11 protein-coding genes and 2 pseudogenes are annotated in these 13,642 nt (G+C 42.6%); 1 reads left to right on the forward strand and 12 read right to left on the reverse strand.

Going from position 1 to position 13,642, the window contains the following annotated elements; translation table 11 throughout:
* Positions 1–49 precede the first annotated feature (49 nt).
* From AC04Q6_RS02020 to AC04Q6_RS02035, 4 genes are all read right to left on the reverse strand, one after another.
* Complete coding sequence (locus AC04Q6_RS02020) at positions 50–586, reverse strand: DUF6465 family protein (protein ID WP_178087506.1); 537 nt, start codon at positions 584–586, stop codon at positions 50–52.
* 77 nt (positions 587–663) lie between these two features.
* Entirely contained in the window at positions 664–2,724 is a 2,061-nt protein-coding gene (gene recG / locus AC04Q6_RS02025) for an ATP-dependent DNA helicase RecG (protein ID WP_118071444.1), read from the reverse strand.
* 12 nt (positions 2,725–2,736) lie between these two features.
* A complete protein-coding gene (locus tag AC04Q6_RS02030) occupies positions 2,737–4,356 on the reverse strand; it encodes a DAK2 domain-containing protein (protein ID WP_180214406.1) in 1,620 nt (539 codons plus the stop codon).
* Positions 4,357–4,415: 59 nt separating this feature from the next.
* Positions 4,416–4,775, reverse strand: a complete 360-nt coding sequence (locus AC04Q6_RS02035; protein ID WP_015524900.1) for an Asp23/Gls24 family envelope stress response protein — start codon at positions 4,773–4,775, stop codon at positions 4,416–4,418.
* Between the two features lie 229 nt (positions 4,776–5,004).
* Between AC04Q6_RS02035 and rpmB the strand changes: the two genes are divergently transcribed.
* Complete coding sequence (gene rpmB / locus AC04Q6_RS02040; RefSeq protein ID WP_015524898.1) at positions 5,005–5,193, forward strand: 50S ribosomal protein L28; 189 nt, start codon at positions 5,005–5,007, stop codon at positions 5,191–5,193.
* Positions 5,194–5,531: 338 nt separating this feature from the next.
* Here rpmB and AC04Q6_RS02045 read toward each other — a convergent pair whose 3' ends face one another.
* The 8 genes and pseudogenes from AC04Q6_RS02045 to AC04Q6_RS02080 form a co-directional block, all read right to left on the reverse strand.
* The gene (locus AC04Q6_RS02045; RefSeq protein WP_021976556.1) at positions 5,532–5,903 is read right to left on the reverse strand and encodes a GerW family sporulation protein; all 372 of its coding nucleotides are present in this window, start codon (positions 5,901–5,903) and stop codon (positions 5,532–5,534) included.
* The gene (locus AC04Q6_RS02050; protein WP_476389499.1) at positions 5,887–6,783 is read right to left on the reverse strand and encodes a DUF2953 domain-containing protein; all 897 of its coding nucleotides are present in this window, start codon (positions 6,781–6,783) and stop codon (positions 5,887–5,889) included. The genes AC04Q6_RS02045 and AC04Q6_RS02050 overlap by 17 nt, the downstream gene beginning before the upstream one ends.
* Positions 6,784–7,054: 271 nt before the next feature.
* On the reverse strand, positions 7,055–7,366 hold the full coding sequence (locus AC04Q6_RS02055; RefSeq protein WP_118071447.1) for a hypothetical protein: 312 nt from the start codon (positions 7,364–7,366) through the stop codon (positions 7,055–7,057).
* 67 nt (positions 7,367–7,433) lie between these two features.
* Entirely contained in the window at positions 7,434–7,889 is a 456-nt protein-coding gene (locus AC04Q6_RS02060) for an NUDIX hydrolase (protein ID WP_021976553.1), read from the reverse strand.
* 108 nt (positions 7,890–7,997) lie between these two features.
* Positions 7,998–9,491 (reverse strand): peptidoglycan D,D-transpeptidase FtsI family protein, encoded by a 1,494-nt coding sequence (locus tag AC04Q6_RS02065; RefSeq protein ID WP_118062927.1) that lies wholly within the window; start codon positions 9,489–9,491, stop codon positions 7,998–8,000.
* Entirely contained in the window at positions 9,394–10,773 is a 1,380-nt protein-coding gene (locus AC04Q6_RS02070) for an FtsW/RodA/SpoVE family cell cycle protein (RefSeq protein WP_118071448.1), read from the reverse strand. Before AC04Q6_RS02070 ends, AC04Q6_RS02065 begins: the two co-directional genes overlap by 98 nt.
* A 6-nt stretch (positions 10,774–10,779) precedes the next feature.
* Positions 10,780–12,934, reverse strand: a pseudogene (locus AC04Q6_RS02075) (peptidase U32 family protein).
* A 91-nt stretch (positions 12,935–13,025) separates the two neighbouring features.
* Positions 13,026–13,434 (reverse strand): annotated as a pseudogene (locus AC04Q6_RS02080) (cell division protein ZapA).
* Between the last annotated feature and the right edge of the window lie 208 nt (positions 13,435–13,642).

Consider the following 13,642-nt stretch of genomic DNA (forward strand, 5'->3'; position numbering starts at 1 on the left):
CTATAGCAGGCCAGAATATATAATCGTGATATTTATTTACTCGTCCAGATTACAGGCCGATAAATCCTGTAACATCTCCATTGATCACATAATGCGCACCATTATCTTCCGGTTTGATATAGATTTTCAGATCTTTCAGATCTGTTGCTTTTTTACCCATATCATCTGTCCAGATTTTTTTGATCCGGTCAGCAACTTCAGAAGTATGTATCTCTTTGCCCCAGTACTGGACATATACTTCTGTAACTGTCTCTGCCTTTTTGGCTGTTGCAGTTTTTCTTGTAGTCGTCTTTTTAGCTGTAGTTGTTTTTCTTGTGGTTGTTTTCTTTGCAGCAGGTTTCTTAACTGGTTCCTCAGTCTTTACAGCTGCTGTTTTTTCTTCAGCAGGTTTCGTGTCTGCTTTCTTCTCCGCCGGTGTTTCAGCTGCTTTTTTTGTCTCTACAGAAGCTTTTGCATCGTCTGTCTTCGGTGTCTCAGCCTGAACGGCTTTCTCTTCGGATGCGGTTACTACAGATTTTGCAGGAGTCTCGCTTACTGAAGCCGTTTTTGCAGTTGTCTTAGTTGCAGCTTTCTTTGTTCTAGCCATTTTATAGCCTCCTTACAAGAGATTTGTTAATCTTTTCTCGAACTTTAGGATATCACTTTTTGGGGAAGAGCGCAAGGTCAGATGCCCAGATTTTCCAGATCTTCACTCATATATCCCATCAGTCGTTCCTTCAAAGCCTTATGTTGCGGTAATCTGAGATCAAAATCCAGTGCAAGGATCTCTCCTGCCGCCTCACTGGCATTCTTCAAAATCCCGGCATCATTATAGATATCACCGATCTTAAATTCCATCAATCCACTCTGGCGGATACCAAAAAGATCTCCAGGGCCCCGGAGCTTCAGGTCTTCCCCTGCAATATAAAATCCATCATTAGATTCATTAAGGATCTTCAGGCGCTTGGAAGTATCTTCTTCATTATTTCCCTGAATAAAAATACAGTAAGACTGAAACTCTCCACGGCCTACACGTCCACGAAGCTGATGAAGCTGAGCAAGTCCGAAACGTTCTGCATTTTCCACCATCATTACTGTGGCATTCGGAACATTCACCCCTACTTCTACAACTGTTGTAGACACCAGTACCTGTATCTCCCCAGAAGCAAACGCTTCCATAATCCTGTTTTTTTCTTTTGGTTTCATCTTTCCATGAAGAATCTCGACACAGATATCATCAGGAAGAGCCTCCCGAAGTTTTACAGCATAATCCGTCACATTTTCAGCATCCAGACCTTCACTTTCTTCCACCATAGGACAGATCACATAAGCCTGTCTTCCCATATGGATCTGTTTTTCAATAAAAGAATATGCTTTTGGGCGATAAGAAGTACCCACCACGCAGTTCTTAATAGGAAGTCTCTGTGCTGGAAGCTCGTCAATAATGGAGATATCCAGATCCCCGTACAAGATGATCGCCAGGGTCCTCGGGATAGGAGTAGCGCTCATAACAAGTACATGCGGTGGATTTCCTCTGGTAGTCAGTGCCTCTCTCTGACGTACGCCAAACCTGTGCTGCTCATCTGTGATAACCAGTCCAAGATTTTTATATTCTACCTTCTCCTGGATCAGCGCATGAGTCCCGATGATAACATTTGCCTCACCTTCTGCAATCTTCTGATAGATTTCCCGTTTCTGTTTTGCCGTACTGGACCCCGTCAGAAGTACCGGATGGCAGGAAGTAATATTCTGTTCTTCCATTAATCTCAGGAATCCCTCATAATGCTGATTGGCAAGTACCTCTGTTGGTACCATCAGTGCACTTTGAAATCCGTTTTCCGCAGAAAGCACCATGGACAGAAACGCAATTACTGTTTTACCACTTCCAACATCTCCCTGAACAAGACGGGACATTAATTTATGACCGCTTAAATCTCTCTCAATCTCATGCCATACATTTTTCTGGGCATTCGTCAGTTCGTAGGGAAGACCTTCGATGATTTCCTCTGTTGTCCACACTGGTTTCATGGAAAATGTATTCGGTGCTTCCTCTGTCTTTTCTTTGAGAAGCTGCACTGCCAGTACAAAAAGAAGAAACTCGTCAAACACGAGCCTTTTTCTGGCAGTAAGCAATTCCTGCATATTCCCCGGAAAATGTATGGTACGTATTGCAAAATTATCGTCCGCCAGCTGATAGCGCTCCCTGATCTCCTCTGGCAGATATTCTGTTTTTAAGGGTCTTGTATCCAGGACCTGCCGGACAAGTTTGGTAATTGCCTTATTGGTAAGGCCTTTGGTCAGGGCATATACTGGCTGCATACTGTGGACAACTTTCTCATAAGCTGCGGGAGTAAATATCTCCGGATGTTCCATCTGCAGTCGTCCTTTTTTACGGATGATCTTTCCTCGGAAAATAAATACACTGCCCTTCTTCAACGTTCCTTTTAAATAAGGCGCATTAAACCAAGCTACTGGAAGACGGCCGCTCTGGTCTGCCACTGTTGTAGTCAAAATCTGCAGATTCCGTACCTGGTTGCTATACAGGCTGCCTGTTATCGTTCCACGAATGGAAACTGTTTTTTCTTCTTCTGCCGATGCGATCTCAACTGGCTCTTCATATACATCATAAGTCCGTGGATAATAACGGAGAAGCTCCTCCGTAGTCGTAATTCCGATCTTCTGGAAAAGCTTCTCTGTTTTATCACCCACGCCTTTTAATTCACGTAAAGGTGTCTTATCATTCATTTTTAGTACTCTTTATTCTACGGAAATCAGGTAATAGTAAATTGGCTGTCCACCCTGGTTCAGCTCGACTTCACAATCTGGATATTTTTCGGAAAGTTTATTGGAAAGATCCTCTGCCTCTTCTTCAGATATATCTTCTCCATAATAAACACTGATGATCTCAGATTCCTCATCTATCATCTCTGCAACCATGTCTTCTGCAACCTGAAGCCGTTCCTTACCAACCGCAAGGATACCAGCATCACCGATTCCCATAATATCGCCCTCGTGGATTTCCTTGTCATCAATCCGTGTGTCGCGGACTGCATAAGTAACCTGTCCTGTCTTTACTCTGGAAATGGCATCTGTCATAGAAGCAAGGTTCTCTTCGCCGTCTTTTTCCGGAACAAAACTGATCATTGCGGAAATTCCCTGCGGGATCGTCTTAGTCGGAACTACGATGATCTCTTTATCTTCTGTCAGATCTCTTGCCTGATTAGCCGCAAGGATAATATTCTTATTATTCGGGAAAATATAAATTGTTTTTGCATTTACTTTATCGATAGCGTTGAGCATGTCCTCTGTGCTCGGATTCATGGTCTGACCGCCTTCGATCAGATAATCCACACCAAGCTCACGGAAAATCTGAGAAAGTCCTTCTCCCACAGATACAGAAATAAATCCATGGTCTTTTGGTGGTTCTTTCTCCTTCTCAGCCTGTTCTCTGGCAAGTTTCTCAGCATCTTTGATCAGCTTTTCCTGATGCTCCTCACGCATATTATCAATCTTCATGCGTGAAAGCTGGCCATATGTGAGTGCACGCTCGAAAGCCTGACCCGGATGATTGGTATGCACATGCACTTTAACGATCTCGTCGTCTGCTACCAGTACAATGGAGTCTCCGATAGAATCCAGAAATTCACGGAAACGGCTGACCTCTTCCTGTGGAAGCGGTTTCTCAAGAAGGATGATAAACTCTGTACAGTATCCGAATTTGATATCAGCCTCTGCCTGAGGAGAAATCTTTGTAATCTTTGGAGCCGCTGATGCCTCAAACTGGGAATAATCTACTTCTTTTCCGTGATATCCGTCAATGGCACCACGTAAAACTTCCAGAAGACCCTGTCCGCCAGAATCTACCACACCTGCTTCTTTCAAAACAGGAAGCATTTCCGGGGTTCTGGCAAGTGTCTCTTCCGCATGCTGGAATATCCCATCAAAAAATGTGTCCAGATCTGATGCGGAATCTGCAAGTTCAAGTGCTCTGTCTGCTGCTGCCCTGGCAACTGTAAGAATGGTTCCTTCCTTCGGCTTCATAACTGCTTTATATGCTGTTTCAACACCACGTTCCATAGCTGCGGCAATTGCAGGTGCATCCAGATCTGTCAGCTTGCGCACACCTCGGGTAAATCCACGCAGAAGCTGTGAAAGGATAACACCAGAGTTACCACGGGCGCCACGAAGAGAACCGGAAGAAATAGCCTTGGCCAGGGTCTCCATATCCGGATCTGCAAGAGCACCCACTTCGGAAGCAGCAGACATGATGGTAAGCGTCATGTTCGTTCCCGTATCCCCGTCAGGTACGGGAAACACATTCAGTTCATTGATCCATTCTTTCTTCGCTTCCAGGTTCTTGGCTCCGGCCAGAAACATTCTGGAAAGTATTTTAGCATCTATGGTTTTGTTATTCACCACAAGTTCCTCCTCTAAAACTAATCTATTGCACGTACGCCCTCAACCATGATATTGATCTTCTCGATCTCCATTCCTGTAAAGGCCTCGACTTTATATTTTACATTGTTGACAAGATTGTCCGCAATAGTACTGATATTCACGCCATATGCTACGATGACATGGAAATTCAGTCGGATCTTATTGTCATCAGTGATCTTAACACTGATACCATGTTTCAGACTGTCAATACGCAAAAGTTTAACCAGTCCATCCTTCATACTGATAGCTGCCATTCCAATGATACCAAAACACTCTACTGCCACACTGCCGGCATAAGTCGCAATGACATCCGTATCAATTACGATCTGACCCAATCCGGAATCTATACGTCCATTCATATGGTTACCTCCACTGTTTCATTTAAATTAAATTATATGTAAATCTATTATAACCTTTTTTTAACAAGAACACAACGCTTAATTTCGCCATGATTTTCAGCATTCCTTCCAATATAGAAGTTCCGTAAGAAAACTCTTTGCAGAATTTTTGATAAATTTCCTTTTTTTGCTTGCAAAAGAGCAATTCATCTGTTAAAATGGTGACTGTTGATAAAAGGAGGTGCTATTCATGGCTAAATGTGCAATCTGCGATAAAGGAGCTCATTTCGGAAACAATGTGAGTCATTCCCATAGAAGATCCAACAAAATGTGGAAATCTAACGTTAAATCCGTCAGAGTAAAAACAACTGCCGGCGGAGCAAAGAAAATGTATGTATGTACTTCTTGTTTAAGATCCGGAAAAGTTGAAAGAGCGTAAGTAATATCGTATGCCCCCGTAAAATGCGGGGGCTGTTTTTTATTTCTAAATATTATTATAAATAAACGGAAAGCCTGCTAACCGCACACTTTCCGTTTATCTGCAAAACATATGATATCCGCATAGCAGACATACCACTGCGATCGAGATCACAATAAAATTCTCAGTGATAAGAATTCCAAGAACCATTCCTACTCCGATAAAGAACAACATAAAACCTGTTAGCTTTCCCACTCCTGTCTGCTCATTTCTTTTTTGTTACAGTATATGCACAAAAGCAGGACAGAATACTTATCATCACAAAATCTTATACAGACTTCTTCACAGATAAGATATCCTTAATCTTCTTTCTCATCGGCGCTCTCATCTCCACCTGCACCTGGGACAAAACGATTCACAAAGTCGGGAACCATATCCAGAACTTTTGTCAATCCATCCTGATTCTTAACGTTTACAAGCTTGGTGGTTCCATTCTGGATCACAAGTACTGCACAAGGCGTCATCTTTCCGGCCAGACCGCCGCCACCGTTATTTTTTTTATCTCCTTCAAATGCTCCTGCACCTACACCAAAAGATACATCTACCAGGGGAAGAATGATCGTATCACCTACATGAATGGCATCCCCTACAACAGTTTTGGCCGATACAAAGCCATCCATTCCTTTAAATAATGAATTCACGGTATCCTTGAAATTATTCTCTTTCTCCATGATTGACCTCCTTATGTCTCCATCGGTGGATGACGTATTTGATATTTTTATTAAAATAAAGCTCTATTGCTATCTTTATAAGTACAACTCCATAAATCCGGCCTTTCAGAAAGATTTCGCCTTCCAGAATATTTTCACCATCAAAAAGCGGATTTACCATTATTTTATTTTTGTGGAAAGGAATTGTCATTCCCAGCAGCGCCAGTACCGTACCTGTGACAGCCGGATCCTCACTTCCAAAAGTAATCTTTCCGGTGATTCTGGTTGGCAACACATGATGTATCAGTTTTTTTCCATCTTCCCATAAGAAAGAAATCGCAGCTCTGGTCCGTGGATGGTCAATAAATTCCCTCCACCAGTTTATCTTATCACAGAATTTTCTGATTGTTAATGCGAATTTCTGGATTTTTTTAAGAATTCTGGATGGTACCCTCAGAGTATTTCGCACTACTGTCAAAAATTTTCCAAGTACTGATTTTATTCTGCCCGCTATTTTAAGAATTAAATCTTTTATTCTGTTTTTGTTTTTATTCTCTGTTTCTTTGTGCTCCGAAACTGAAGTATCTATTTCTTTCGATATCCCATCTTCCCGCCTGTAATCTCTTTCATCACATTCATTCGTCTGTTCCGGCAAAATTTCTGAAATTTTATCCTCCGGTTCTTTTTCCAACAGATCCGGCGTATATCTGTGCCCTTCAATCTCCTCCACTTCAACAGGAGTTGTGTCTTCTTTTATAATAACGGAAGTTTCTTCTTTTTCTTCACTATTATATGATCTGGAATATTTTTCCTGTTCTGTCTGCTTCTTCTGAACAGAAGGATCTTTTTTGCTGGTATCAGTTTTTGTTTTTTTCTTCTTTCCGGAAAGTTTTTGTTTCAATCTGGATAGTGGAACTCCAAAAACACATATTTTTGTTTGAATTTTCCCTTCTTCCCAGAAAGCACGAGCCGAAATAATATGGAGCAGCCAGCTTACCTCGCCCGAGGCTCTTATTTCCCTGATTCCCTCCGTTCGCTTTTTTTCTGCACTTGCTCGGTATCTGACCGGGCAAAAAAGGATCAGGAGCAAAAGCAGAAGAACCAGTCCGATGAGTATCCCCAGAAGGATCAATATCCATTTTAGTATCAGCCATAATATATGCAGCATTCATTCACCTGTTTTTCAGATATTCTTTTATTTTAAAATCACCGGTTTCCGTATATACCTGTTCTATAATATCCTGTACCATCCGTATCGCTCCATCTTTACCTTTAGCCATTCCGATGATCAACGGACAGATTGCTCTGGCACTGCGCTGTACCAGCATACTGGAGGGAAGAATCTCCAGTATATTCCCTGGATTATCTGACAGCGTAACAACATAAATATCCGGTACAAATTTCCCGGCAGTGATCCGTGCTCTTGCTCTGGTAGGATTCTTTATATCATCTCCAATATAATAATCTTTCATCCATTTTAGCACTTTACGACCACCTCCGCTTCTTTAATGTCAAACAGGGCTGCGTAAACACACAGCCCTGTCTTTGTTTTTAGAAATACTTCTGCTGTTTCGCCCAGACGCCCTCACTACGCATCTCCAGATACTCCTGATAAGCCTGCTCCACAATATGCTTCTCATTGGAAAAACGAAGAAGATGATAAATCTCGTGAAACTTGTAATATCCGGAATCTACAAAATATTCCTCGCGCTGGGGTTTGCTATGATAATTATCAGCTATCATGAGATACCAGTGTACCTCTTTCATTACCACATCCTCCGGAACTGTGAAATTATACTGGCTCTTACCAATGTATTTCACAATAGAAGCTCTGACACCTGCTTCTTCTTTCACTTCACGTAAAGCAGTCTGTTCAAAGGTCTCGCCTTCTTCTACAGTTCCTTTGGGAAGCACCCATCCTTCATAACGGTTCCTGTAGGATTTATACAATGCCAGGATCTTACCCCGATGAATTACCACACCGCCACAGCTTGTTGCTTCTATCATATTGCAATCCTCCTGTAATGCGTGTGTCTTTTGCACTGATTACAGTATACCTCTTTTTCTTCATATAGGCAAGGGGCAAGAAGCAGATACTGTCTTAATTAACGAAATTTAATCAAAATAATATGCATCAAATACATCTCCTGCAATGGGAACTGCTGCTTCACTTCCGGTTCCTCCGTTTTCGACGATCACCGCAATAGCAATATCCGGGTTATCTACATTCGAATAACCGATAAACCACGAATGACTGGAACCATTTTCATCAAACTCCGCAGATCCGGTTTTTCCGGCTACCGTATATCCACGCCCGTTAAGCGCAGAAGCTGTACCGTTTTCAACTACATTTTTCATGAGTTTTCCAAGAATACCTGCTTCGTTACTGGTCATCAGGCGTTTATATTCCGTCTTTTCCGTTTCTTTTACAGTATCTCCGGAATTATTTACAATTTTGTCGATCATGGTCGGCTTCATCAGTACACCGTCATTGGCGATCGCACTTGTGATCAGCGCCATATGCATAGGAGACACCAGCGTATTTCCCTGTCCAATAGAGGTCTGCATTACCAGCGCGTTTGCTGAATTTTTTTCCAGGGTAAAACGACTTGTTTTATAGGAGTTCAGAGGAAGAGCTTTGTTAAAAAGAAGATCCTCCGCGGTACTGCGCAAAGAACCGGCCCCGAGATTCAGCCCCATATCCGCAAACGCACAGTTACAGGAATGTGCAAATGCAGAATAAAAATCTTCCTGTCCATGTACTTCACCGTTATAACACTGAATGGTATGGTCATCTACTGTAATACTTCCCTGGCACAGATAAGAATATCCTTCCAGAGAGCCCTTTTGTCTGAAATAATCCAGGGCCGTAACAACTTTAAAAGTAGATCCCGGCGGATATGCACCATTTGTAGCACGGTTAAGAAGACTGCTGTTATTCTCATCATTGACAAGCGTATCCCAGTCCTGTGCAATGGTATTCGGATTAAAATCCGGTTTGCTTACCATGGCAAGGATTCTTCCTGTAGAAGGCTCTATGACAACTACCGCTCCTCTGCGGTCACCCAAAGAATTATATGCTGTTGTCTGAAGATCAGCATTCAGACTTGATATCACGGTATCTCCCTGATTCTTTTTGCCCAGAAACTCATTTTTCATCTGCTCCAGGAAAAAAGAATGGGAAGTCAGAAGCTGAAAATTCGCCTCTGATTCCAGTCCGCTTTTGCCGTTGGTATCATATCCTACCGCATGTGCAAAAATATTTGCAAATGGATAAGTTCTCTCTTCTGTTCCATCTTCATACACATTGGTCTGTGCCAGGACTTCTCCATCAGAAGACTGGATGCTTCCACGCACTACCCTGTCTGAAAACGTATCCTGTCTGGTATTATACGGACTGTTGATAAAATCGTCACTTTTTATGGCATCAAAATAAATCAGATACCCGATCAGACTGACAAAAATCAATATAAAGAACACCGATACAAAAGTAAACGGCCGGTTCTTTTTTCTACGGAGCCTGGCGATATCCCGTTCTCTCAGGCGTTGCTCTCTTTCCTCTTCTTTCAAACGTTTCTTTTCGCTGCGATTCAATTTCTTCGTCCTCATCTTCCCTCAGAATATACAGTCCCTGAATGATTGCAAGCATCAGGATGGTACACATGACAGAACTTCCTCCATAACTTACCAGCGGAAGTGTAACACCTGTCATCGGAATAAATTTGGTCGCACCGCCAATAGTCAGAAATACCTGAAACGCATATTCTGTTCCAAGTCCCAGTGCGATCAGTTTATAAAACGGATTTCGTATCTTCAGTGCAATCGTAACGATCATGAGAAAGAAACTGGTACATACCAGGATCAGGCAGATGGCAAAAATGCCGCCCAGTTCTTCACAGATAGCGCTGAAGATAAAGTCATTTTTTACAACAGGAATTTTCTCCGGAGAGCCCTGGCAAAGCCCCATTCCAAACCAACCACCAGTTCCGATAGCAAACAATGACTGCACGATCTGATAGCCTTCATTCTGATAGACCGCCATCGGATCTCTCCAGGCGCTCACTCTCTGGCGTACATGTCCGAAAAGATGATAAGCTACCACTGCACCAACACATCCACCGCCAAGTCCCAGGAGCATATATCCAGGATTTCTGGTTGCCACATAGATCAGCACAAGATAGGTGACAAAAAAGATCACCGCACTTCCAAGATCTCTGGAAAGGACCAGAATTCCCACATGGATCACCGCTACGATCGTTGCCATCACTACTTTACGAAAATCTACCTTTGTGCAGAGCAGCGATGCCATAAAAAATACAAATGTGATCTTGATCACCTCTGAAGGCTGGATTCCCATCAGTGAAAGTTTTGCGCCATAACTTGTACTTGCCAGAACGAGAACCGCTGCCAGAAGAACAATACCGATCCCTGCATAAATCCATGTAAGATCCTTTAAAAATTTCATCTTACGGATCATTACAGGAATCACCAGTGATACCGCGCTTCCTGCCGCCACGATCAGAAGCTGTTTGGTTGCAGACGGAAGTGAAAGTCTACAGAGCATGATAAAACCAACGCTCAGGAGCATACACATATTATTCAGAAGAAGCAGCGATGCTTCTTTATAGATGATCCTGTACAAAATCTGGATCGCCGCAAAAAAGATCATCATCTCAATATAAAACAAGATAACCTTAAAATCCATGCTCTTTAAATAAATCACAAGAAACGCTGTGAAATCAATAAAAAAGATCATAGTCAGCTGCTGCTGGAGCAGCTCTTTTTTTTCTTCCTCATCCTGGCGCCACACCATATAAAAACAATGAAAGGTGTAGACGATCATCAGCGTGAGGATCACATACTTGGATAACTCTGTAATTACATTAATCATACACTTTTACTCGGCTCCTCTTTTAAAATGGCCTTTTGTATATCTGCGTCCGGAAGGTTTCCCGTTTTTCTGATAAACGGACTGGAATTCTTTAAAGATTTCCCTCGCTTCCTCCGGCTTCTCAACAGTAAATGCCAGTCTTAAAGACTGAAGATTTAATTTTTCCACCCGTTCTCTCTCTCCGGGAAGCCCGTAAGGGATACTGTTATATATGATATTATAGCAGTATTTTGCTTTTTCCAGGCTGCTGCATTCCCATGGAGTACAACAACATTTCACCGGAAATTCACTGTTATAGCGGTCTTTCAGATAGACAGTCTCGCATTTTCCGGTACATCCAAAAAGATTTTTTCTTACACACTGGGCCGACAGCATCAATGGGATATATCCATATAAAAGAAGTTCCGAAGAAGTATTATTCCTGTGCCGCAGCTCTCCTTCATTCAGTTCAAGCGGAACTGTGTTGCGAAGGACACCCTCTTTTTTCCAGAACTCTGTCGCCTCATCATTCCATGTATATAGAGAGGAATCCAGAACACATTTATCTCCGTATCCACACTTCTTCAATGCGGCATAAGATTCCAGATTTCTGACCAGGAATCCTTCCATTCCCTGTTCTATCCATTTTTTTGCTTCCTGCATCCATTTCTCCGGAATCTCTCCTCTCTGAATATGCGGGGTAGAAAGATAAAGTTCCCTTTCTGCTGCAAGTTTAGGTGAAAAATACTTCTTCATGGTATCAAACGGAAAATAAAAACCTGTAATTCCCTTTTCCTTTAAAAGTGCTTCTGCAACATCTTCCTGTTCGCATGAGACATAAAAAGGAAGTGATCCACCAATCTGCCGCCGACAGATATCTGTTCGTTCCGCATGCTGTTTTTTTACCATTTCTCTACGATTCTGACTGAGTAATGTCTCCCGCAGCTGTTCAAGAGCCTCCCTGCGAACTTCATTAAGAACCTTTACAGGAACAAAAACTTTCCCATTAATCTCAATATTCAGACTTTCCCACTGAAATTCCGTATTTCCCAGTTTTTCCATTTGCTGGCGGATCCGCTGTTCTTCCATAGGCTGATTTTTCGCAAACTGAACTTCCCCGCCCATAGCTGTTACTGTTTTATCTTCACAGGCTACTTCCAGTATAACAGGACTTTCAGGAGAAAGTATTAAATTCCCATGAATTTTTTCTTTTATTTTTCTGATCTCCGGCTGGATGTTTCCGGATTTCTTCTCATTGGCAAAAGCCATCATTTCCGGACCGCGATACATATCATAATATCCAGTGCAGGAACCTCCTCTGCTGAAAAGACTCCAGAAGATATTTCCGGTCTTCCTCCTGAACATGATATTCTTTTCCACTTAAATAGAGGTCCAGATATTTTCTGTATACAGAAGTCACTCCCGCTGTATACCCTGGCTGTTTCATGCGGCCCTCAATTTTCAGTGACATTACGCCTGCCTCCAGAATATCCGGAAGAATATCAAGAGTACAGATATCTTTCAGACTCAACGCACAGAACTCTTTATCCCCTTTATATTTTCTGTGATCAAGAGTACCTTTATACGGAAGTCTGCAAGGCTGGGCACATCGCCCACGATTTCCGCTCCTTCCACCGAAAATACTGCTCATCAGACATTGACCAGAATAGCTGTAACAAAGCGCTCCATGGATAAAAGTTTCAATTTCCAGCGGACTTGCTTTATGCATAGCGGAAAGCTCTTCCAGGGAAAGCTCTCTGGCCGGGACTACACGCGTTGCCCCTTTTTCTTCCAGAAATTTCATTCCTTCCGGTCCGGTTATTGTCATCTGGGTGCTTGCATGAATATCCAGGCCTGGGAAATTCCGACGGATAAACGAAAAAACACCAAGATCCTGTACAATTACCGCATCAAGTCCTGCCTCATAATAAGGTGCCAGATATTCAAAAAGCTGTCCTTCCAGCTCTCTGTTTTTCAACAGAGTATTCACTGTGAGATACAATTTCCGGTTATGGATATGTGCGGTTTCAATCGCCGCAATCAGTTCTTCCTGGGAAAAGTTCTGTGCATAAGCTCTCGCGCCAAAAGCCGGGCCCCCTACATATACCGCATCTGCTCCCGCTCCAATGGCGGCCTCAAAGCTCTCATAAGATCCTGCAGGTGAAAGCAGTTCTGTTATCATTTTTTTCAAAGTATTTTCTCATCTCCTGTCTGTTAATCTGATCAAGCGGTTATAAAACAAAAGAGGATTACCGAAGCAATCCCCCCATCCTTTATTTAAGCAGTTCATCAAGTTCCTTCTCCAGTTCCTTCACCTTACCATCAAGAAGATTCTTCTGATCCTGAGCTTCCTGCTCGGCTTTCTTTGCCTCTTCAATCTGCATTTTCAGAGAAATCAGCTCATGCTTCAGATCGTACATTTCCTGATCCTTCTGCTGCAGATCCTGTTCAAAGATCTTCTGCCTGCTTTTTCGCCTTAAAATAGTCATCTGTAATATTCAGACTGAGCAGTGTATGCTTGGTCTCCATGGCCTGTCTGGAATATCCCGGCATCTGGCTCAGTTCACTGATCTTATTATTCATATAAGCTGCAACCTTCTGAAAGTACTCCTCAGATTCATATCCGCCCAGAGTAATGATCTTTCCATCGATAACAACCTGTGCTGTATTCTTTACCGCCATTCGTAAAGCCTCCTGAATTCATCTGTTACTGGTCATTTCCACAATAACATTCCTCTATATTGCCAGCCCTACAGCTCACAGTTTTCTGCCATTGACGTAGCGGCGCACGAAAAACGCGAAAGCGTTTCACGATAAATGCGAAAACAGTTACCCAACCGTACCAAGTCTGGGTTAATATCGGCTGCACAACCGAACCAAGTAACAGGCA

It is taken from the genome of Blautia sp. HA9023, assembly GCF_056504095.1.

Excerpts from the sequence above, each read along its gene's own strand:
- rpmB (WP_015524898.1), top strand. The coding sequence starts at position 5,005 with ATGGCTAAATGTGCAATCTGCGATAAAGGAGCTCATTTCGGAAACAAT.
- AC04Q6_RS02035 (WP_015524900.1), bottom strand. The coding sequence starts at position 4,775 with ATGAATGGACGTATAGATTCCGGATTGGGTCAGATCGTAATTGATACG.
- AC04Q6_RS02020 (WP_178087506.1), bottom strand. The coding sequence starts at position 586 with ATGGCTAGAACAAAGAAAGCTGCAACTAAGACAACTGCAAAAACGGCT.
- AC04Q6_RS02060 (WP_021976553.1), bottom strand. The coding sequence starts at position 7,889 with ATGATAGAAGCAACAAGCTGTGGCGGTGTGGTAATTCATCGGGGTAAG.
- AC04Q6_RS02045 (WP_021976556.1), bottom strand. The coding sequence starts at position 5,903 with ATGGAGAAAGAGAATAATTTCAAGGATACCGTGAATTCATTATTTAAA.
- recG (WP_118071444.1), bottom strand. The coding sequence starts at position 2,724 with ATGAATGATAAGACACCTTTACGTGAATTAAAAGGCGTGGGTGATAAA.
- AC04Q6_RS02065 (WP_118062927.1), bottom strand. The coding sequence starts at position 9,491 with ATGAGGACGAAGAAATTGAATCGCAGCGAAAAGAAACGTTTGAAAGAA.
- AC04Q6_RS02030 (WP_180214406.1), bottom strand. The coding sequence starts at position 4,356 with ATGTTTCTGGCCGGAGCCAAGAACCTGGAAGCGAAGAAAGAATGGATC.
- AC04Q6_RS02070 (WP_118071448.1), bottom strand. The coding sequence starts at position 10,773 with ATGATTAATGTAATTACAGAGTTATCCAAGTATGTGATCCTCACGCTG.